The organism is Streptomyces sp. NPDC101225 (genome assembly GCF_044767585.1).
GTDB lineage: Bacteria > Actinomycetota > Actinomycetes > Streptomycetales > Streptomycetaceae > Streptomyces.
This window is the reverse complement of the sequence record NZ_JBIWOE010000009.1, coordinates 56,150-73,772: the sequence shown is the minus strand read 5'-3', so window position 1 is coordinate 73,772 and position 17,623 is coordinate 56,150. Positions and strand designations below refer to the sequence as shown.

Genomic DNA, 17,623 nt, shown 5'->3' with positions numbered 1-17,623 from the left:
TTGACTCAGCACGGCCGACAGGTCACATTGAACGTCGCTCAAACTTCATGAGGCGGCCGATCGAAGGAGACCAGCCATGCCGATAGAACAGCGCGGAGTCGACACCATCCCCGACGAGGAACGCACCAGCGGCCCACGCGATCTCGTGTCGATCCTGCTCGGTTCCAACCTCTGCCTGGGCGTGATCATCTTCGGCTGGCTGCCGCCGTCGTTCGGCCTCGACTGGTGGGGCTCGTTGAGCTCGATCGTCGTGGGCACACTGGTCGGCACGGCGCTGACGGCCCCGCTGGCGCTGATCTCGCTGCGCACCGCGACGAACCTCTCCACCTCCTCCGGGGCGCAGTTCGGCGTGCGCGGCCGGCTGGTCGGCTCGGTCGTCGGCCTGCTGCTGGCGCTCGGCTACACCGCGCTGACCGTCTGGATCGGCGGCGACGTGATGGTGAGCGTGCTGGGCCGCCTGACCGGCCTGCCGGGGAACGGCGTCTCCTACGCCGTCGTCTACGCCCTGCTGGCCGCGGCGACGGTGGCCGGCGCGGTGTACGGCTACCGGGTCCTGCTGACCATGTCCCGCGTCCTGGCCATCGGCATGACGGCCCTGCTGATCCTGGGCGTCGTCGCCTACGGCCCGCACTTCACGACGTCGGCGCTCCCCGCGGCCGGCGGTTACCTGCTCGGCGGTTTCTGGCCGACCTGGCTCCTGGCCACGGTGGCCGCGGGCCTGTCCGGCCCGATCGCCTTCATCACGCTGCTCGGCGACTACACCCGCTACATCTCGCCGGCCCGCCACGCCTCGCGCCGGGTCCTGCACGCGACCTGGCTCGGCCTGATCCTCGGCCTGCTGGTCCCCCAGCTCTTCGGCACCTTCACGGCGTTCGCGGCACGCGCGGCCACGGACTACGCGGGCCCGCTGGTCTCGGCGTCCCCCACCTGGTACCTGGTCCCGCTGCTGCTGTCCGCCTCCGCCGGCTCCGTCGGCAACGCGGGTCTGATGCTCTACTCCATGGGCCTCGACCTCGACGCCATCCTCCCGCGCGCCTCCCGCGCCCGCGCCACCTACACGGTCGCGATCGTCGCGACGGCCTGCGTCTTCATCGGCCACTACTACTCCAGCACCCAGGACGCGATGACGTCCTTCGTGCTGCTGCTGACGGCCATCGGCACCCCCTGGGCGGTCATCACCCTCATCGGCTTCGCCCGCTGCCGCGGTGTGTACGACGCGGACGCCCTCCAGGTGTTCAACCGGCGCTCGCGGGGCGGCGTCTACTGGTACCGGGCCGGCTGGAACGTCCGCGCCACCGTCTCCTGGGCCCTGGGTGCGGCGGTCGGCCTGCTCGCCGTCTCCCTCCCCTCCTACGAGGGCCCGCTGCTGTCCCTGACGGGCGGGGTGGACTGCAGCTTCCTGCTGTCGGGGCTGGTCGGCGGCGTGGTGTACCTGCTGCTGACGGCGAACGTGCCGCAGCGGGCGGGGGCCGCCCCGGACGGTGCGTCCGAGGCGGCCCCCAAGGTGTCGAGCGGTATCTAGGGCTGCCCTAGCCGAGCGGGTGCATCCAGCCGTGCGTGTCGTCCGCCGTGCCGCGCTGGATGTCGAGCAGGGCCTCGCGGAGCCGCACGGTGACCTCGCCGGGCTCGCCCGCGGACTGCTGCCACTCGGTGCCGTCGCGCTTGACCGTGCCGACCGGGGTGATGACGGCGGCGGTGCCGCAGGCGAAGACCTCGGTGAGGGTGCCGTTCTCGGCGTCGCGCTGCCACTGGTCGATGGAGACGCGGCCCTCCTCGGCCGTGTAGCCCAGGTCACGGGCGACGGTGAGGAGGCTGTCGCGGGTGACGCCCTCCAGGATGGAGCCGGTCAGGGACGGCGTGACGATCTTGTCGCCGTAGACGAAGTAGAGGTTCATCCCGCCGAGTTCCTCGACCCACTTGTGCTCGACCGCGTCGAGGTAGCACACCTGGTCGCAGCCCTTGGCGGCGGCCTCGGCCTGGGCGAGCAGGGAGGCGGCGTAGTTGCCGCCGGTCTTGGCGTCGCCCATGCCGCCGGGGACGGCGCGGACGCGGTCCTCGGAGAGCCAGATGGAGACCGGCTTGACGCCGCCCGGGAAGTAGGCGCCGGCCGGGGAGGCGATGACCAGGAAGAGGTACTCGCCCGCGGGCTTCACGCCCAGGCCGACCTCCGTCGCGATCATGAACGGGCGGAGATAGAGGGACTCCTCGCCACCGTGCGCGGGCACCCAGGACTTGTCCTGCCGGACCAGGGCGTCGCAGGCGTCGATGAACGTCTCGACCGGCAGCTCGGGCATCCCGAGGCGGTGCGCCGAGCGCTGGAAGCGGCGGGCGTTCATCTCGGGGCGGAAGGTGGCGACGGAACCGTCGGGCCGGCGGTAGGCCTTCAGGCCCTCGAAGATCTCCTGCGCGTAGTGCAGGACCATCGTGGCGGGGTCGATCGACAGCGGGGCGTACGGGACGAGCTGGCCGTCGTGCCAGCCGCGGCCCTCGGTCCACTTGATCGTCACCATGTGGTCGGTGAAGTGGCGGCCGAACCCGGGGTTCGCCAGGATCGCCGCGCGCTCGGCGTCGGAGAGCGGGCTGGCGGAGGGCTTGAGCTCGATCGTGGGCGTCGTCATGAGTGGTTGTCCTTCACCGGTTGTGTGTGACGGGCCGCGCTCACGCCCGCACTGGCCGTGGCCAGTACTAGGACGTCCGAGCATTGCCTCATCCGCGGCTCCGCGTTCGATTATCGCAAGCGGGGAACCGTGGACGAAAACGGCGTGAAAGCGGCCCAGGGATGATGGTGGCACCCGGCGGGGACAGAGCGAAAGCCGCCGGGTGCGGATGCGACCCGGCGGCTTCGAGTGATGTCGAGCGAGCCCCGGGTCAGCCGGCTACTCGTACGGCCAGCGCGTCGCCGATCTCCGACGTGCTGCGGGCGGGGCCGCTGGTGCGCTCGGCCAGGTCGGCGGAGACCGCCTCGTCGATACGGGCGGCCTCGGTCTCGTGGCCGAGGTGACGCAGGAGCAGGGCGACGGACAGCACCGTGGCGGTGGGGTCGGCCTTGCCCTGGCCCGCGATGTCCGGGGCCGAGCCGTGGACCGGCTCGAACATGGACGGGAACTCGCCGGAGGGGTTGATGTTCCCGCTCGCGGCGACGCCGATGCCGCCGGAGACGGCCGCGGCGAGGTCGGTGACGATGTCGCCGAAGAGGTTGTCGGTGACGATCACGTCGAACCGCTCGGGCTGCGTGACCAGGTAGATGGTCGCCGCGTCCACGTGCATGTACTCGGTGGTGACCTCGGGGAACTCCGCGGCCACCTTGTTGAAGGTGTTCGTCCACAGGTGACCCGCGAAGGTCAGCACGTTGTTCTTGTGGATCAGCGCGAGCTTCTTGCGCGGCCGGGCCTGGGCCCGCGCGAAGGCGTCGCGGACGACCCGCTCGACACCGAAGGCCGTGTTCACGGAGACCTCGGTGGCGACCTCGTGCGGGGTGCCCTTGCGGATCGTGCCGCCGTTGCCGGTGTACGGGCCCTCGGTGCCCTCGCGGACCACGACGAAGTCGATGCTCGGCTCACCGGCGAGCGGGGTGGCCACGCCCGGGAGGAGCTTCGAGGGACGCAGGTTGACGTGGTGGTCGAAGGCGAAGCGGAGCTTGAGCAGGAAACCGCGCTCCAGGACGCCGGAGGGGACCGACGGGTCGCCGATCGCGCCGAGCAGAATGGCGTCGTGCCGCTTCAGCGCGTCGAGGTCGGCGTCGGTGAGGGTCTCACCGGTGGCGTGGTAGCGCCGGGCGCCGAAGTCGTACTCCTTGGTCTCCAGCTTCACATCCTGCGGAAGGACGGCGGAGAGGACCTTCAGGCCTTCGGCCACGACCTCCTGGCCGATGCCGTCACCGGGGATCACTGCGAGATTGATGCTGCGAGACATGTCCGCACCCTACTCCTCGTCCCATGGGATGACATGCGGTGTCCGCGATACGGACAGTGTCACCCCCTGCGACCCCGAGCGGCCGCGGCGCGTTCAGCCGTACGCCTGGCGGGTGTTGGGACGCGCCGGGGACGCCCCCCTTGCGGGGACGTCCCCGGCGGCAACGTCCTGGCGTCCGTGGATCACCGCCGCTCAGTGGCCCGTCGAGCCGCCGTTGTCCCTGCGGTCGAGGGCGCGCTGGAGGGCGGCGGCGGCGTTCTTGCGGTCGGACTCGCTCGTACGGGAGAGGTGACGGCGGCGGCGGGCGGTCGTCTCGGCCATGGGAAATCGACTCCTTCGGCATCCGGGAGTGCAGACAAGGGGTTACGAGACGCCGGGTGGTGGCGGGGAGCGGTGCCGCAGGGGTTGCCTGCACGGGGCCCGGCTCACGACCGCCGTTCGCTTGGTCGAGCGAGACGTTCGGCTCCTACAAAAGTAAGGGACCGCTCCCGGTCTGTCTCCACAGTTAGTCGGACTTCCTACTATCTGAGACGGCCGACGGGGCCACACCGCGCCGACCTGCTGTTTCGATGTCGGCGCCCGAAGGGGGTGCCCAACCCCGCCCGCCGGAGCAACGATGGAACCAGGCGGCCGCGCACCGCCGCCCGGTCCGGATCCGGGAGGGAGACCCGATGACCACGGAACGTCCCCGCACACAGGCGATCACCCAGCACCGGTTCGGCGGCCCCGAGGTCCTGGAGCTGGAGGAACGGCCGCGCCCCGCGCCCGCCCCGGGCGAGATCCTGCTCCGTGTGCGCGCGGCCGGCGTCGACCCCGTGGATCTCCTGATCCGTTCGGGCACCGACCCGCTCTACGGAGACCCGCCCTTCACCCTCGGCCACGACGTCTCCGGCACCGTGGAGGCCGTCGGGGCCGAGGTCACCGGCCTCCGCCCGGGTGACGAGGTCTTCGGCAGGATCGACTCCGGCGGGTACGCCACCCATGTCACGGCCCCGGCCGCCCACTTCGCCCCGAAGCCCGCCACGCTCGACCACGTCCATGCCGCCGCGGCGCCCACGGCCGTGCTCACCGCCTGGCAGGCCCTGATCGACGTGGCGCAGGCCGGCCCCGGCACCCGCGTCCTGATCCACGCGGCGGCCGGCGGCGTCGGCCATGTGGCGGTGCAGCTCGCCAAGGCGGAGGGCGCCCACGTCGTCGCGACCGCCCGCGCCGACCGGCACGGCTTCCTGCGCGACCTCGGCGCGGACGAGCTGATCGACTACACGGTCACCGACTTCACCGAGGCCGTGCACGCCATCGACGCCGCCCTGGACCTGATCGGCGGCGACTACGGCCCCCGCACACTCGGCACCCTGCGGCCGGGCGGCCTGCTGATCTCGGCCGTCCCCGGCGACCCCGGTCTCGCGCCGGAGGAGGTGGAGGCCCGCGGCATGCGCTTCGTCGCCGTGCGGACGGAACCCTCCGGGCAGACGCTGGCCAGGGCGGCGGCTCTGCTCGCGAACCACCGCATCCGCGTCCACGTGGAGGCGGCGCTCCCCTTCGAGGAGGCCGCCAAGGCGCACGAGCTGGGCGAGGCGGGCCACGCGAAGGGCAGGCTCGTGCTGGTCCTGCCGGACTGATCCCGGACCGACCGAAGGAGATGGAGAGGCCATGAAGGACACGGCGAAGGCACTGCTGGAGGGCGGCCCGCAGGACCTGCCCGAACGGATCGTCCCGATCACGGCCCCCGAGGTGGACCTGAAGATCGAACTGCGCAACGGCTACGAGCACTTCCGGCAGACGGCGCGGCACGCGGAGACGCCCGAGGGCCAGCTGCCCGTGTACGAGTGGTGGGAGCGGACGGAGATGCCCGGCTGAGCGGACGCACGGGCCGGGTCGTGGGACCCGGCCCGTGCGGGTGTCCGCGGGCGTCAGCCCATGTGCGGGTACGCGTAGTCGGTCGGCGGGACCAGCGTCTCCTTGATGGCGCGGGTCAGCGTCCAGCGCAGCAGGTTCTGCGGGGCGCCGGCCTTGTCGTCGGTGCCGGAGGCACGGCCGCCGCCGAAGGGCTGCTGGCCGACGACGGCGCCGGTCGACTTGTCGTTGATGTAGAAGTTGCCCGCCGCGTAGCGCAGCTTCTCCATCGTGTACGCCGCCGCCGCACGGTCGTTGGAGATGACCGAGCCGGTGAGCGCGTAGTCGGAGACCGACTCCATCTGCGTCAGCATCGCGTCGTACGCGTCGTCCTCGTAGACGTGCACGGCGAGGAACGGGCCGAAGTACTCGGTGCGGAAGACCTCGTTCTCCGGGTCGGTGCACTCGACGACGGTCGGGCGGACGAAGTAGCCCACCGAGTCGTCGTAGGAGCCGCCCGCGACGATCGTGCAGGCCGGGTCGGACTTGGCGCGGTCGATCGCGGCCTTGTTCTTGGCGAAGGCGCGGTCGTCGATCACGGCGCCGATGAAGTTCGACAGGTCCGTGACGTCGCCCATGGTCAGGTAGTCGACCTCGGCCGCGAACTCCTCCTTGAAGCCGGAGTTCCAGATGGACGCCGGGATGTAGGCGCGGGAGGTCGCCGAGCACTTCTGGCCCTGGTACTCGAAGGCACCGCGGGTCAGGGCGGTCTTCAGCACCGCGCGGTCGGCGCTCGGATGCGCGACCAGGAAGTCCTTGCCGCCGGTCTCGCCGACCAGGCGCGGGTAGGTGCGGTACTTCTCGATGTTGTTGCCGACCGTCTTCCACAGGTACTGGAAGGTCTTGGTCGAGCCGGTGAAGTGGATGCCCGCGAGGTCCCGGTGCTCCAGGGCGACCTCGGAGACCTCGATGCCGTCGCCGGTGACGAGGTTGATGACGCCCTTGGGCAGGCCCGCCTCCTCCAGGAGCTGCATCAGCAGCACGGCGGCGTGGGTCTGCGTCGGGGACGGCTTCCAGACCACCACGTTGCCCATGAGCGCGGGGGCGGTGGGCAGGTTGCCCGCGATCGCGCTGAAGTTGAACGGCGTGATCGCGTAGACGAAGCCCTCCAGCGGGCGGTGGTCCATGCGGTTCCAGACGCCCGGGGAGTTGGCCGGCGGCTGCTCGGCCAGGATGTTGCGGGCGTAGTGGACGTTGAAGCGCCAGAAGTCGATCAGCTCGCAGGGGCTGTCGATCTCGGCCTGCTGGGCCGTCTTCGACTGGCCGAGCATGGTGGACGCGGCGATGGTCTCGCGCCACGGGCCGGACAGCAGCTCGGCGGCGCGCAGGATGATCGCGGCGCGGTCGTCGAAGGACATCGCGCGCCAGGCGGGCGCGGCGGCGAGGGCCGCGTCGATCGCGTCCCGCGCGTCCTGCCGGGTGGCGTGCCGGCCGGTGCCGAGGACGGACTTGTGGTGGTGCGGCTGGACCACCTGGAAGGGTTCGCCGCCGCCGAGGCGCTTCTCGCCGCCGATGGTCATCGGCAGGTCGACCGGGTTCTCGGCCAGCTCCTTGAGCCTGGCCTCCAGCCGGGCGCGCTCGGGCGAGCCGGGGGCGTAGCCGTGCACCGGCTCGTTGACGGGGGTGGGGACCTGGGTCACAGCGTCCATGAGATCCGTAACTCCTTGTACGTGAGCGGGTGTTCGGGCTCAGCCTTTGCTGATCATGCTGCGGGCGAAGAACCGCAGGTTCGCCGGCTTCTCCGCGAGCCTGCGCATGAAGTAGCCGTACCAGTCGGTGCCGTAGGCCGTGTAGACGCGCATGCGGTGGCCCTCGGCGGCCAGCCGCAGGTGCTCGTCGCCGCGGATGCCGTACAGCATCTGGAACTCGTACTCGTCGGGCTTTCGGCCGGCCCGGTGGGCGAGTTCCTGGGCGATGGAGATCAGGCGCGGGTCGTGGGAGCCGATCATCGGGTACCCCTCGCCGTCCATGAGGATCCTCAGGACGCGGACGTACGCCTTGTCGATCTCGTGCTTGTTCTGGTACGCGACCTCGGCGGGCTCCTTGTACGCCCCCTTCACCAGCCGCACCCGGCTGCCGGCCGCGGCGAGCCGGCGGGCGTCGGCCTCGGTGCGGAAGAGGTAGGCCTGGATGACGCAGCCGGTCTGCGGGAAGTCCTTCCGCAGTTCCTCGTGGATGGCGAACATCGAGTCGAGGGTGGTGTGGTCCTCGGCGTCGAGGGTGACCGTGGTGCCGATGGCGGCGGCCGCCTCGACGACGGGCCGGACGTTCGCGAGCGCGAGTTCGTGGCCGTCGGGGAGGGCCTGACCGAACATGGACAGCTTCACCGACATCTCGACCCGCTCGCCCAGCTCCAGCTCCCCCAGCCGGTAGATGAGCGCGAGGTAGGCGTCGCGGGCGGCGTGGGACTGCTCGGCGGTGGTGATGTCCTCGCCGACGACGTCCATCGTCAGCTCCAGGCCCCGGCCGGTGAGGTCCTCGATGATCGGCACGACGTCGTCGACGGACTCGCCGGGGATGAAGCGGTCGACGACCTGCTTGGTCACCGGGGCCGCCGAGATCAGGCGTCGCATCCGGTCGCTGCGCGACGCGGCAAGAATCACGGGACCCAGCACGGGGCACCTCCACAAACCAGCAGATAGAACCACCGTGAAACCTAAGGATTCCTCCGATCGTCGGCCATCGACAGCTGTCACGCATCCGTGCCGCAGATCTCAGACAGATGTATGAGACGCCTGAGGAAATGCGGGAGAATGCCCGAGTGACGGCGGACTACAAAGGTGACTACCAGGAGCTGGTCGACGAGATCTCGGAGCTCCTCGGCGCCCCCGCGACCCTGGAGAGCCGGGACTTCGAGCTGATCGCCTTCGGTGCCTACGACAGCGAGGGCGATCTGGACGCCTCGGCGCTGGACCCGGTCCGCACCCGCTCGATCCTGACGCGCCGCTCCACGTCCGCCGTCCGCTCCTGGTTCGAGGGCTTCGGCATCACCCGGGCGACGGGCCCGGTGCGCATCCCGCCGACCCCCGAGGCGGGCGTGTACCGGGGACGCATCTGCCTTCCGGTACGCCATCGGGGTGTCGTCCTCGGCTACGTCTGGCTGCTGGACTCCGACCCCGGCCCGAGCGAGCGGCAACTGGCCGCGGCCATGGACGTGACGCTGCGCATCGGCGCCCTGCTGGCGGACGAGGCCCAGCACGGGGCGGATCTGAGCCGGGAACTGCACGCCGTGCTGGTCGCCGAGCACGGCTGGCAGCAGGACATGGCGGTGGCCGAGCTGCGCGCGGCGCTGGGCCCACGCGCGGACGCCCCGCACACGGTGGTCTGTGTGACCCCCTGGCCGTCCGCGGACCCGGACGACGTGCCCTCGGTCCGTACGGTGCCGGGCGCGACGGCCCTGTGCACGGTGCCGTGGGCGACGGCGTCCGTGTCCCTGGCCCTGCTGGTACGGCTGCGCTCGGCGGACGTCCTGGCCCCGGCGACCTCGGCGGCCGGGCGGATGCTGGAGCGGACGCGGCAGCTGGAGCCGGGGGCCGCCGCCGCGGCCGGCGTCGCCCCGGCACGTACCGGCCTCGGGGAGCTGGCGACGGCCTGGCGGCAGGCCTCGGCGGCGGCCCGGGCCGCGCTCGCGGAACCGCGGCTCGGCCCGGTCGCGGAGTGGTCGCACATCGGCCCCTTCCGCCTGCTGACCTCGCTGCCCCCGGAGGTGGCCCACGACCCGGCGGTCGGTGCCCTCCTCTCCCCCGCCCACCGCGAACTCGCGCGCACCGCCGAGATCTACCTCGACCGCGCGGGCCAGGCCGGCCGCACCGCCGCCGAACTGGGCATCCACCGCCAGACCCTCTACTACCGCCTCTCCCGCGTGGAGCAGCTCACGGGCCTCGACCTGGACGACGGCGAGGACCGGCTGCTGCTGCACATGGCCCTGAAGGGGGCGCGGCTGTGACTACCGCCCCCCGTCCAGGAGTTCCGCCACCCTGCCGATCCCCTCGGTGATCGCATGCTCCGTCACATTGCCGAAGCCCAGCACCAGTTGAGGCGGAGTCGTGGCCTTCGAGGTACGGCACTCGCTCATGCCGTACAGCCCCACCCCGCGCTCGCGCGCCGCCGCCACGACCGCCTGCTCCTCGACGCCGGCGGGCAGGTGCGCCACCGCGTGGAAGCCCGCCGCGAGCCCCGACAGCCCCACCGCCGGGGCGTGTTGGGCGAGGGCCGCGACGAGTGTGGTGCGCCGGCCGGCGTACGTGGTGCGCATGCGGCGCAGATGGCGGTCGTAGCGGCCGGATTCGATCAGGCGGGCGAGGGCGAGCTGGTCGAGGGCCGGTGAGCCGCGGTCGGCGATGCGTTTGAGGTCGGCGAGCGGTCCGGCGAGCGCGGGCGGGCAGACCAGCCAGCCCAGCCGCAGGGCCGGGGCGAGGGACTTGCTGACCGTGCCGACGCAGATCACCCGGTCGGCCGCGAGCCCCTGCAGGGAGCCCACCGGTTCGCGGTCGTAGCGGAACTCGGCGTCGTAGTCGTCCTCGACGACGTACGCGTCCCGGCGCCGCGCCCACTCGGTCAGCGCGTGGCGGCGGTCGGGTGCCAGCACCACGCCCGTCGGCCACTGGTGGGCGGGCGTGACGATCACCGCGCGGGCTCCGGTGGCGTCCAGCGCCCGCACGTCGACGCCGGACGCGTCGACCGGTACCGGTACGGCCGTGAGGCCCGACGCCCGCGCGGCCGCACGGGCGGTCCCCGGGCCGCCCGGGTCCTCGTACGCCACGACCCGCACGCCCGTGCCCGCGAGGGCGCGCAGCGCGAGGTTCAGGCCCTGCGCGTAGCCGGAGCAGACGACGGTGCGGGCGGGGTCGGCGGCGGCTCCGCGCACCCGGCGCAGGTATCCGGCCACCACCTCGCGCAGGGCCGGACTGCCGCGCGGATCGCCGTAGTCGAGGTCGGCGGTCGGGAGGGTGCGGGCCGCCTCCCGGGTCGCCCACAGCCAGTCGGCGACCGGGAAGGAGGCCAGGTCCGGCACGCCGTGCCGGAAGTCGGCGACCGTCCGGGGCCGGGTCGGTGGCCGGGGTGCCGCGGGGACCGGCTCCACCGGTGCGCAGGCCGCGACCCGGGTGGCGGAGCCGACGCGGGTGACCAGGTAGCCCTCGGCCTGGAGCTGCGCGTAGCAGTCCTGGACGAGACCGCGGGACAGGCCCAGGATGCGGGCGAGCTCGCGGGAGGACGGGAGGCGCTCGCCGGCCTGCACGCGGCCCGAGCGGATCGCGTCGCGCAGCTGCCCCTCCAGCTGGGCGCACAGGCGCTCCCCGCTGTCCCGGTCGACGGTCAGGAGCAGCTCGGGTGACAAACCGGCCCACTGCACTGGCATGGAATTGGAGCTTAGCGGGGAGCCGGTCGATCCCTAACGTCTTCGGTATGACGACTTCGGCCCCGTGCCCTCCCCAGGTGATCGCCCCGGCTCCCCCGCTGCTGACCCGGCCCCTGCTGCTCCGCTTCGTGAGCATGATCGGCGCGAGCGTCAGCTTCTTCCTGCTGCTGTCGGTGGTGCCCGCCTACGCGGCCGAGTCCGGCGGCAAGGGCGGCGCGGGCCTCGCGACCGGCTCGCTGATGCTGGCCACGGTCCTCGGCGAGCTGATCACGCCCCGGCTGGTCGGCCGCTTCGGCTACCGGGCGACGCTGATGGCGGGCCTGTTCCTGCTCGGCGCCCCGGCCGTGGTGCTGACGGTCTCCGGGAACGTGGCGTGGATCGTGGCGATGTGCCTGGTGCGCGGGCTGGGCTTCGCGCTGACGATCGTCGCGGGCGGCGCCCTGACGGCGTCCCTGATCCCGGCACGGCGCAGGGGCGAGGGCCTGGCGGTCGTGGGCGTCGTCTCCGGGGTGCCGTCGCTGATCGCGCTGCCGCTGGGGCTGTGGCTGGTGGGGCACGTCGGGTACGGGCCGGTGGCCGTGACCGGCGGCGCGGCGGCCCTGGCCGCGATCGTCTCGGTGCTCGGGCTGCCGGAGCGCGAGACAGGGGCGAAGGAACCGGTGGGCGTCGTCCGCGGGCTGCGCACCGGCGCCCTCCTGCGCCCGGTGATCGTGTTCGCCGCCACCGCGACCGCGGCGGGCATCCTGGTCACGTTCCTGCCGCTGGCCGTGCCGCACGCCTCGGCCGGCGTCGTGACGGTGGCCCTGTTCGTGCAGCCCGCCGCCTCGACCGTGTTCCGCTGGATCGCGGGCCGCCACGGCGACCGGCACGGCAGCGCCCGCCTCGTCCTGCCCGGCCTGCTCCTGTCGGCGGCGGGCGTCCTGGTCATCGCCGCGACGGGCAGCGCGACCGCCGTCGTCGCGGGCACCGCCCTCTTCGGCGCCGGCTTCGGCATCGCCCAGAACGCCACCCTGACCCTGATGTACGCCCGGGTCTCCGCCTCCTCCTACGGCACCGTGAGCGCCCTGTGGAACCTCGCCTACGACGGCGGCATGGGCGCCGGCGCGGCGGGCTTCGGCGTCCTCGCCGGCCTGACCGGCTACCCGTGGGCCTTCGCGGTGACCGCGGTCCTGATGCTGGGCGCGCTGGCGCCGGTGCTGGGCGACCGGCGGGCCGCCCGCGCCTGACCGTCAGCCGTTCCCGGCGCCCTCGATCACGCGGCGCAGCCCCTCGGTGAGCTGCGCCGCGTCGGTCGCGGTGCCGGGGTCGAAGAGCCACTGGACCATCAGCCCGTTGAGCAGGGTCTGGTAGAAGCGGCCTTCCGTGTCGACGGTGTCCTTGTCCAGCTCCTCCTCGGGCACGCCGTTGAACAGCGGCACGATGCCCGAGCGCCCCTCCTCCTGGGCCGCGGCCAGCAGCTTGCGCACCTCGGGCAACCGGTCGCCCTGCAGGATGAGTTCGAAGCTCAGCAGCCAGATGCCCCGGGAGGCCGGGACCGAGCGGATGATGTTCGCCCACACCTCCTGGAAGCGCTCCAGCGATCCGGGCGGGGCCGTCGCCCCGCCCTCCGTGCCGCCCCGGCCCGGGTCGAAGCTGTCGCCGAGCCCCTCGATCAGCGAGACGTAGGCCTGCACCAGCAGCGCGTCCTTCGACCCGTAGTGGTAGCCGATGGAGGCCAGGTTCGTCCCCGACTCCTTGACGATGTCCCGCGCGGTCGTCCGCACGAACCCCTTCTGAAGCAGGCAGCGCCTGGCGCCCTCGAGCAGATCCTCACGGTGTCCCATGGCCGCCACCCTACCGCCGATCCATACAGCCGTCCTATACGCATGACTTATACGATCGTTCTAGACAAGTGTTTAATACGCTCGTACAGTCACTGGCATGACGAACCCGACGCGCACCACCACCGCCCCGGCCCGGCTCGCCGGGCGCCGCGAATGGACCGCACTGGGCGTGCTGATGCTCCCGCTGCTGCTGGTCTCGATGGACGTCTCGGTCCTGTACTTCGCCATCCCGGCGATCAGCGCGGACCTGGCGCCCAGCGGCACCCAGCAGCTGTGGATCTTCGACATCTACGCCTTCGTCCTGGCCGGCCTGCTGATGACGATGGGCTCGCTCGGCGACCGCGTCGGACGCCGCCGGCTGCTCCTGGCCGGCGCCGCCGCGTTCGGCACCGCCTCCCTGGTCGCCGCCTACGCGAACAGCGCCGGGACGCTGATAGCGGCCCGCGCGGTGCTCGGCATCGGTGGCGCGACCCTGATGCCGTCGACGATGGCGCTGCTCCGCACGATGTTCACCGACCCCGGCCAGCGCGCGAAGGCGATCGGCCTGTGGTCCGGCGTGATGACGGCCGGCATCGCGCTCGGCTCGGTCATGAGCGGCGTCCTGGTCCAGTACTTCTGGTGGGGCTCGGTCTTCCTGGTCAACCTGCCCGCGATGGCACTGCTGCTGCTCCTGGGCCCGTTCCTGCTCCCCGAGTCCAGGGACCCGCGCCCGGGCCGCTTCGACTGGCCGAGCGTCCCGCTGTCGATGGCCGCCGTACTGCCCGTCGTCTACGGCCTCAAGGAGATCCCGTCCGAGGGCTGGCACGCGCTGTACGTCGTCTCGATCACCGTCGGCCTGCTCTTCGCGGCCCTCTTCGTCCACCGCCAGCGCACCACCGCCTCACCGATGATCGACCCGGCGCTGTTCCGCGGCCGCGGCTTCGCCCCCTCGGTGGTCCTCAACCTCGTCGCCTCGTTCGGCATGCTGGGCTCCGCCTTCTTCACCACGCAGTACCTGCAGTCGGTGCTCGGCAAGAGCGCGATGGAGGCGGCCCTGTGGGCGCTGCTCCCCTCGGTGCCGATCGGCATGGCCGCCCCGGCGGCCACCGCGCTGGTCCGCGGGGGCGTGGGCCGCGCCCACGTCGTCACGGCGGGCTTCACGATCGCCGCCGCCGGCTACGCGATGCTGGCCCTCGCGGACACCGACGCCCTCTGGCTGGTCCTGGCCGCGTGCGGCGTCCTCGCCTCCGGCATCGTCGTGGTCATCTCCCAGATCACCGACCTCGCCCTGAGCAGCGCCCCCGTCGAGCGGGCCGGTTCCGCGGCCTCCCTGATGGAGACCGGCGCGGAGTTCGGCGGCGCCCTGGGCATGGCGGTCCTCGGCTCGATCGGCACGGCGGTCTACCGCCACGACATGCCCTCCACGGCCCCGGACGCGGCCCGCGAGACCCTGGGCGGCGCCCTCGCCGTCGCCGGCCACCTCCCGGGGCGCACGGGAGACGCCCTGGTCACCGCGGCCCGCGAGGCCTTCACCAGCGGCATGCGGGGTGCGGCGATCGCGGGGGCGGTACTCCTCGCAGGAGCGGCGCTGCTGGCGGCGCGGTCGCTGCGGGGGATCCACGTCGCCGACACGTAGCGGCACGGGCGAACGCCGGACGAGCTGTTTCAGCCCGTCCGGCGTGTCGTTCTTCGCGGTGTCAGACGAGGTTGACCGAGCGGGCGAACGTCGCCCCGATCTCCTCGGCGACCTCGGCCAGCACGCCGGAGGCCACCGTGTCGTCGACGGTGAGAATCGCCAGCGCCTCCCCGCCCGCCGCCGCACGGGCGACCTGCATACCGGCGATGTTGATGCCCGCCTCGCCGAAGACGCGGCCCACCGTACCGACGACACCGGGGCGGTCCTCGTACCGCAGCACCACCATGTGCTCGGCGAGCGCCAGGTCGACGTCGTACTCGCCCACGGCCACGATCTTCTGGAGGTGCTTCGGTCCGGCCAGCGTGCCGGAGACCGACACCTCCTCGCCGTCGGTGAGCGTGCCGCGCACGGTGACGACGTTGCGGTGGTCGGTGGCCTCCGAGCTGGTGGTCAGCCGCACCTCGACGCCGCGCTCCTGCGCGAACAGCGGGGCGTTGACGTACGACACCGTCTCGTCGACGACGTCCTCGAAGACGCCCTTGAGGGCGGACAGCTCCAGCACCTTCACGTCGTGCTGGGTGATCTCGCCGTACACCTCGACGTCGAGGCGGGCCGCGACCTCGCCCGCGAGCGCGGTGAAGATCCGGCCGAGGCGCTCGGCGAGGGGCAGGCCCGGCTTGACGTCCTGGGCGATGACGCCGCCCTGGACGTTCACCGCGTCCGGCACCAGCTCACCGGCGAGGGCGAGGCGCACCGACCGGGCCACCGCGATACCGGCCTTCTCCTGCGCCTCGTCCGTCGAGGCACCGAGGTGCGGGGTGGAGACGACCTGGTCGAACTCGAACAGCGGCGAGTCCGTGCACGGCTCCTTGGCGTACACGTCCAGGCCGGCGCCGGCGACGCGGCCCTCCTTCAGCGCCGAGTACAGCGCCTCCTCGTCGACGATCCCGCCGCGCGCGGCGTTGACGATGCGCACGCTCGGCTTGACCTTGCGCAGCGCCTCCTCGCCGATGAGGCCGAGGGTCTCGGGGGTCTTGGGCAGGTGGACGGTGATGAAGTCGGAGACCTCGAGCAGCTCGTCCAGCGACAGCACCTTCACGCCCATCTGCGCGGCGCGCGCGGGCTGGATGTAGGGGTCGTAGGCGACGACCTTCATGCCGAAGGCGGACATGCGCTGGGCGACGAGCGCGCCGATGCGGCCCAGGCCCACGACGCCGAGCGTCTTCTCGGCGAGCTCCACACCCGTGTACTTGCTGCGCTTCCACTCGCCGTTCTTCAGCGCGGCGTTGGCCTGCGGGATGTGGCGGGCGGTGGCGATGAGGAGACCGCAGGCGAGCTCGGCGGCGGTCACGATGTTGGAGGTCGGCGCGTTGACGACCATCACGCCGGCCTTGGTGGCGGCGGAGACGTCGACGTTGTCCAGGCCGACGCCGGCTCGCGCGACGACCTTGAGCTTGCGGGCGGCGGCGATCGCCTCGGCGTCGACCTTGGTGGCCGAGCGGATCAGGATGGCGTCGACGTCGGCGATGGCCGGGAGCAGTTCGGCTCGGTCCGCTCCGTTGCAGTGCCGGATCTCGAAGTCGGGGCCGAGCGCGTCCACGGTGGCGGGCGACAGCTCTTCGGCGATGAGTACGACGGGTTTCGAGCTCACGTGAGTCCTCACAAGTCCATTGCGGACGGCCGTCCCGACGGCCGCAGGCGGTGGAGGGAAGCGGCGCCGGGGAAGGGCGGGTGTAGCTCGCGATTCCTCGGTGTCGCTGGGCCGCGTGGAAGACGCACGACGCTGTGGGCCTGACGCGTATGTAGTACGGCAGTGTAGTGGCGCGGCGGTGGTCGTCCTGCGCCTCCGCGGAAGGATCACCCGTCCGTGATGCGACGGGTTGGACAAAGGGGCCGGAGCAGTCCGCTCCGGCCCCGTCCGTCGGAGGTCTACGCCTCCTCGTTCACCCAGCTCATCAGCTTGCGCAGCTGCTTGCCGGTGGTCTCCAGCAGGTGCTCGGAGTCCCGCGTCTTGTACTCGTTGTACTTCTTCAGACCGCCGTGGTACTCGGCCATCCACTCACGGGCGAAGGTGCCGTCCTGGATCTCCGCGAGGACCTTCTTCATCTCGGCCTTGGTGGCGTCCGTGATGATGCGCGGGCCGGTGACGTAGTCGCCCCACTCGGCGGTCTCGGAGATCGACCAGCGCATCTTCTCCAGGCCGCCCTCGTACATGAGGTCCACGATCAGCTTCAGCTCGTGCAGGCACTCGAAGTACGCGATCTCCGGCTGGTAGCCGGCCTCGGTCAGCGTCTCGAAGCCCGCCTTCACCAGCGCGGCCGTACCGCCGCACAGCACGGCCTGCTCGCCGAAGAGGTCGGTCTCGGTCTCCTCGGTGAAGGTCGTCTTGATGACGCCCGCGCGCGTGCCGCCGATGCCCTTGGCGTACGACAGCGCGAGCGCGAAGCCGCCTCCGGTCGCGTCCTGCTCGACGGCCACGATGCACGGAACGCCGCGGCCCTCCTCGTACTGACGGCGCACCAGGTGGCCGGGGCCCTTCGGGGCGACCATGCAGACGTCCACGTTCGCCGGGGGCTTGATGAAGTCGAAGCGGATGTTGAGGCCGTGGCCGAAGAACAGCGCGTCGCCGTCCTTCAGGTTCGGGGCGATGGACTCCTCGTAGACCTGGGCCTGGATCGGGTCCGGGACGAGGATCATGATGACGTCGGCCTCGGCGGCGGCCTCGGCCGGGGTCACCACCCGCAGGCCCTGCTCCTCGGCCTTGGCCTTGGACTTGGAGCCCTCGTGCAGACCGACACGCACGTCGACACCCGAGTCACGGAGCGACAGCGCGTGGGCGTGGCCCTGGCTGCCGTAACCGATGACCGCGACCTTGCGGCCCTGGATGATGGACAGGTCGGCGTCGGCGTCGTAGAACAGCTCGGCCACTTTGGGTTCTCTCCTTGTGTGCAGGTGTTGCGTCCCACCGTATGACGGCGGGCGGAAGGGACGTTTCGGGGTCTCGGTATACGGGCGGCCGCG

At 72.0% G+C, this 17,623-nt stretch carries 15 protein-coding genes; 6 read left to right on the top strand and 9 right to left on the bottom strand.

What is annotated here, in order from left to right:
• The first annotated feature begins 76 nt into the window (after positions 1 to 76).
• The gene (locus tag ACIRPX_RS15505; RefSeq protein ID WP_404193813.1) at positions 77 to 1,522 is read left to right on the top strand and encodes a cytosine permease; all 1,446 of its coding nucleotides are present in this window, start codon (positions 77 to 79) and stop codon (positions 1,520 to 1,522) included.
• Between the two features lie 7 nt (positions 1,523 to 1,529).
• Here ACIRPX_RS15505 and ACIRPX_RS15500 read toward each other — a convergent pair whose 3' ends face one another.
• The 3 genes from ACIRPX_RS15500 to ACIRPX_RS15490 form a co-directional block, all read right to left on the bottom strand.
• Positions 1,530 to 2,618, bottom strand: a complete 1,089-nt coding sequence (locus ACIRPX_RS15500) for a branched-chain amino acid aminotransferase (RefSeq protein ID WP_404193810.1) — start codon at positions 2,616 to 2,618, stop codon at positions 1,530 to 1,532.
• 250 nt (positions 2,619 to 2,868) lie between these two features.
• Positions 2,869 to 3,912, bottom strand: coding sequence for a 3-isopropylmalate dehydrogenase (locus tag ACIRPX_RS15495; protein ID WP_404193807.1), 1,044 nt, complete (start codon positions 3,910 to 3,912; stop codon positions 2,869 to 2,871).
• A gap of 192 nt (positions 3,913 to 4,104) precedes the next feature.
• Positions 4,105 to 4,233, bottom strand: coding sequence for a hypothetical protein (locus tag ACIRPX_RS15490; RefSeq protein WP_016432484.1), 129 nt, complete (start codon positions 4,231 to 4,233; stop codon positions 4,105 to 4,107).
• A gap of 350 nt (positions 4,234 to 4,583) precedes the next feature.
• Between ACIRPX_RS15490 and ACIRPX_RS15485 the strand changes: the two genes are divergently transcribed.
• Both ACIRPX_RS15485 and ACIRPX_RS15480 read left to right on the top strand, forming a co-directional pair.
• Entirely contained in the window at positions 4,584 to 5,531 is a 948-nt protein-coding gene (locus ACIRPX_RS15485; protein WP_404193805.1) for an NADP-dependent oxidoreductase, read from the top strand.
• A gap of 31 nt (positions 5,532 to 5,562) precedes the next feature.
• Complete coding sequence (locus ACIRPX_RS15480; RefSeq protein ID WP_404193802.1) at positions 5,563 to 5,769, top strand: DUF5988 family protein; 207 nt, start codon at positions 5,563 to 5,565, stop codon at positions 5,767 to 5,769.
• A 53-nt stretch (positions 5,770 to 5,822) separates the two neighbouring features.
• Here ACIRPX_RS15480 and pruA read toward each other — a convergent pair whose 3' ends face one another.
• Together pruA and ACIRPX_RS15470 are read right to left on the bottom strand one after the other, a co-directional pair.
• Positions 5,823 to 7,454 carry an L-glutamate gamma-semialdehyde dehydrogenase gene (pruA, locus tag ACIRPX_RS15475; RefSeq protein WP_404193800.1) on the bottom strand — a complete coding sequence of 544 codons (1,632 nt, stop codon included), beginning with the start codon at positions 7,452 to 7,454 and terminating at the stop codon, positions 5,823 to 5,825.
• A 39-nt stretch (positions 7,455 to 7,493) separates the two neighbouring features.
• A complete protein-coding gene (locus tag ACIRPX_RS15470; protein ID WP_404193797.1) occupies positions 7,494 to 8,420 on the bottom strand; it encodes a proline dehydrogenase family protein in 927 nt (308 codons plus the stop codon).
• A gap of 128 nt (positions 8,421 to 8,548) precedes the next feature.
• On the opposite strand from ACIRPX_RS15470, the gene ACIRPX_RS15465 reads away from it, so the two are divergent.
• Entirely contained in the window at positions 8,549 to 9,751 is a 1,203-nt protein-coding gene (locus tag ACIRPX_RS15465; protein ID WP_404193795.1) for a PucR family transcriptional regulator, read from the top strand.
• On the opposite strand, the gene ACIRPX_RS15460 is transcribed toward ACIRPX_RS15465, so the two are convergent.
• Positions 9,752 to 11,164 carry a PLP-dependent aminotransferase family protein gene (locus ACIRPX_RS15460; protein WP_404193792.1) on the bottom strand — a complete coding sequence of 471 codons (1,413 nt, stop codon included), beginning with the start codon at positions 11,162 to 11,164 and terminating at the stop codon, positions 9,752 to 9,754.
• A 47-nt stretch (positions 11,165 to 11,211) separates the two neighbouring features.
• On the opposite strand from ACIRPX_RS15460, the gene ACIRPX_RS15455 reads away from it, so the two are divergent.
• Positions 11,212 to 12,390, top strand: coding sequence for an MFS transporter (locus ACIRPX_RS15455; protein WP_404193790.1), 1,179 nt, complete (start codon positions 11,212 to 11,214; stop codon positions 12,388 to 12,390).
• A gap of 3 nt (positions 12,391 to 12,393) precedes the next feature.
• Here the strand turns inward: ACIRPX_RS15455 and ACIRPX_RS15450 are convergent, their stop codons facing one another.
• Complete coding sequence (locus ACIRPX_RS15450) at positions 12,394 to 12,987, bottom strand: TetR/AcrR family transcriptional regulator (protein WP_404193787.1); 594 nt, start codon at positions 12,985 to 12,987, stop codon at positions 12,394 to 12,396.
• 97 nt (positions 12,988 to 13,084) lie between these two features.
• Here ACIRPX_RS15450 and ACIRPX_RS15445 point away from each other — a divergent pair, with 97 nt between their 5' ends.
• The gene (locus ACIRPX_RS15445; protein ID WP_404193785.1) at positions 13,085 to 14,602 is read left to right on the top strand and encodes an MFS transporter; all 1,518 of its coding nucleotides are present in this window, start codon (positions 13,085 to 13,087) and stop codon (positions 14,600 to 14,602) included.
• Between the two features lie 61 nt (positions 14,603 to 14,663).
• Here ACIRPX_RS15445 and serA read toward each other — a convergent pair whose 3' ends face one another.
• Complete coding sequence (serA, locus tag ACIRPX_RS15440; protein WP_404193783.1) at positions 14,664 to 16,253, bottom strand: phosphoglycerate dehydrogenase; 1,590 nt, start codon at positions 16,251 to 16,253, stop codon at positions 14,664 to 14,666.
• A 278-nt stretch (positions 16,254 to 16,531) separates the two neighbouring features.
• A complete protein-coding gene (gene ilvC, locus ACIRPX_RS15435) occupies positions 16,532 to 17,530 on the bottom strand; it encodes a ketol-acid reductoisomerase (RefSeq protein ID WP_404193780.1) in 999 nt (332 codons plus the stop codon).
• Positions 17,531 to 17,623 lie beyond the last annotated feature (93 nt).

Excerpts from the sequence above, each read along its gene's own strand:
- ACIRPX_RS15480 (WP_404193802.1), top strand. The coding sequence starts at position 5,563 with ATGAAGGACACGGCGAAGGCACTGCTGGAGGGCGGCCCGCAGGACCTG.
- ACIRPX_RS15485 (WP_404193805.1), top strand. The coding sequence starts at position 4,584 with ATGACCACGGAACGTCCCCGCACACAGGCGATCACCCAGCACCGGTTC.
- ACIRPX_RS15465 (WP_404193795.1), top strand. The coding sequence starts at position 8,549 with ATGCGGGAGAATGCCCGAGTGACGGCGGACTACAAAGGTGACTACCAG.
- ACIRPX_RS15500 (WP_404193810.1), bottom strand. The coding sequence starts at position 2,618 with ATGACGACGCCCACGATCGAGCTCAAGCCCTCCGCCAGCCCGCTCTCC.
- ACIRPX_RS15450 (WP_404193787.1), bottom strand. The coding sequence starts at position 12,987 with ATGGGACACCGTGAGGATCTGCTCGAGGGCGCCAGGCGCTGCCTGCTT.
- ACIRPX_RS15460 (WP_404193792.1), bottom strand. The coding sequence starts at position 11,164 with ATGCCAGTGCAGTGGGCCGGTTTGTCACCCGAGCTGCTCCTGACCGTC.
- ACIRPX_RS15505 (WP_404193813.1), top strand. The coding sequence starts at position 77 with ATGCCGATAGAACAGCGCGGAGTCGACACCATCCCCGACGAGGAACGC.
- ACIRPX_RS15445 (WP_404193785.1), top strand. The coding sequence starts at position 13,085 with ATGACGAACCCGACGCGCACCACCACCGCCCCGGCCCGGCTCGCCGGG.
- ACIRPX_RS15490 (WP_016432484.1), bottom strand. The coding sequence starts at position 4,233 with ATGGCCGAGACGACCGCCCGCCGCCGCCGTCACCTCTCCCGTACGAGC.
- ACIRPX_RS15455 (WP_404193790.1), top strand. The coding sequence starts at position 11,212 with ATGACGACTTCGGCCCCGTGCCCTCCCCAGGTGATCGCCCCGGCTCCC.
- ACIRPX_RS15495 (WP_404193807.1), bottom strand. The coding sequence starts at position 3,912 with ATGTCTCGCAGCATCAATCTCGCAGTGATCCCCGGTGACGGCATCGGC.
- pruA (WP_404193800.1), bottom strand. The coding sequence starts at position 7,454 with ATGGACGCTGTGACCCAGGTCCCCACCCCCGTCAACGAGCCGGTGCAC.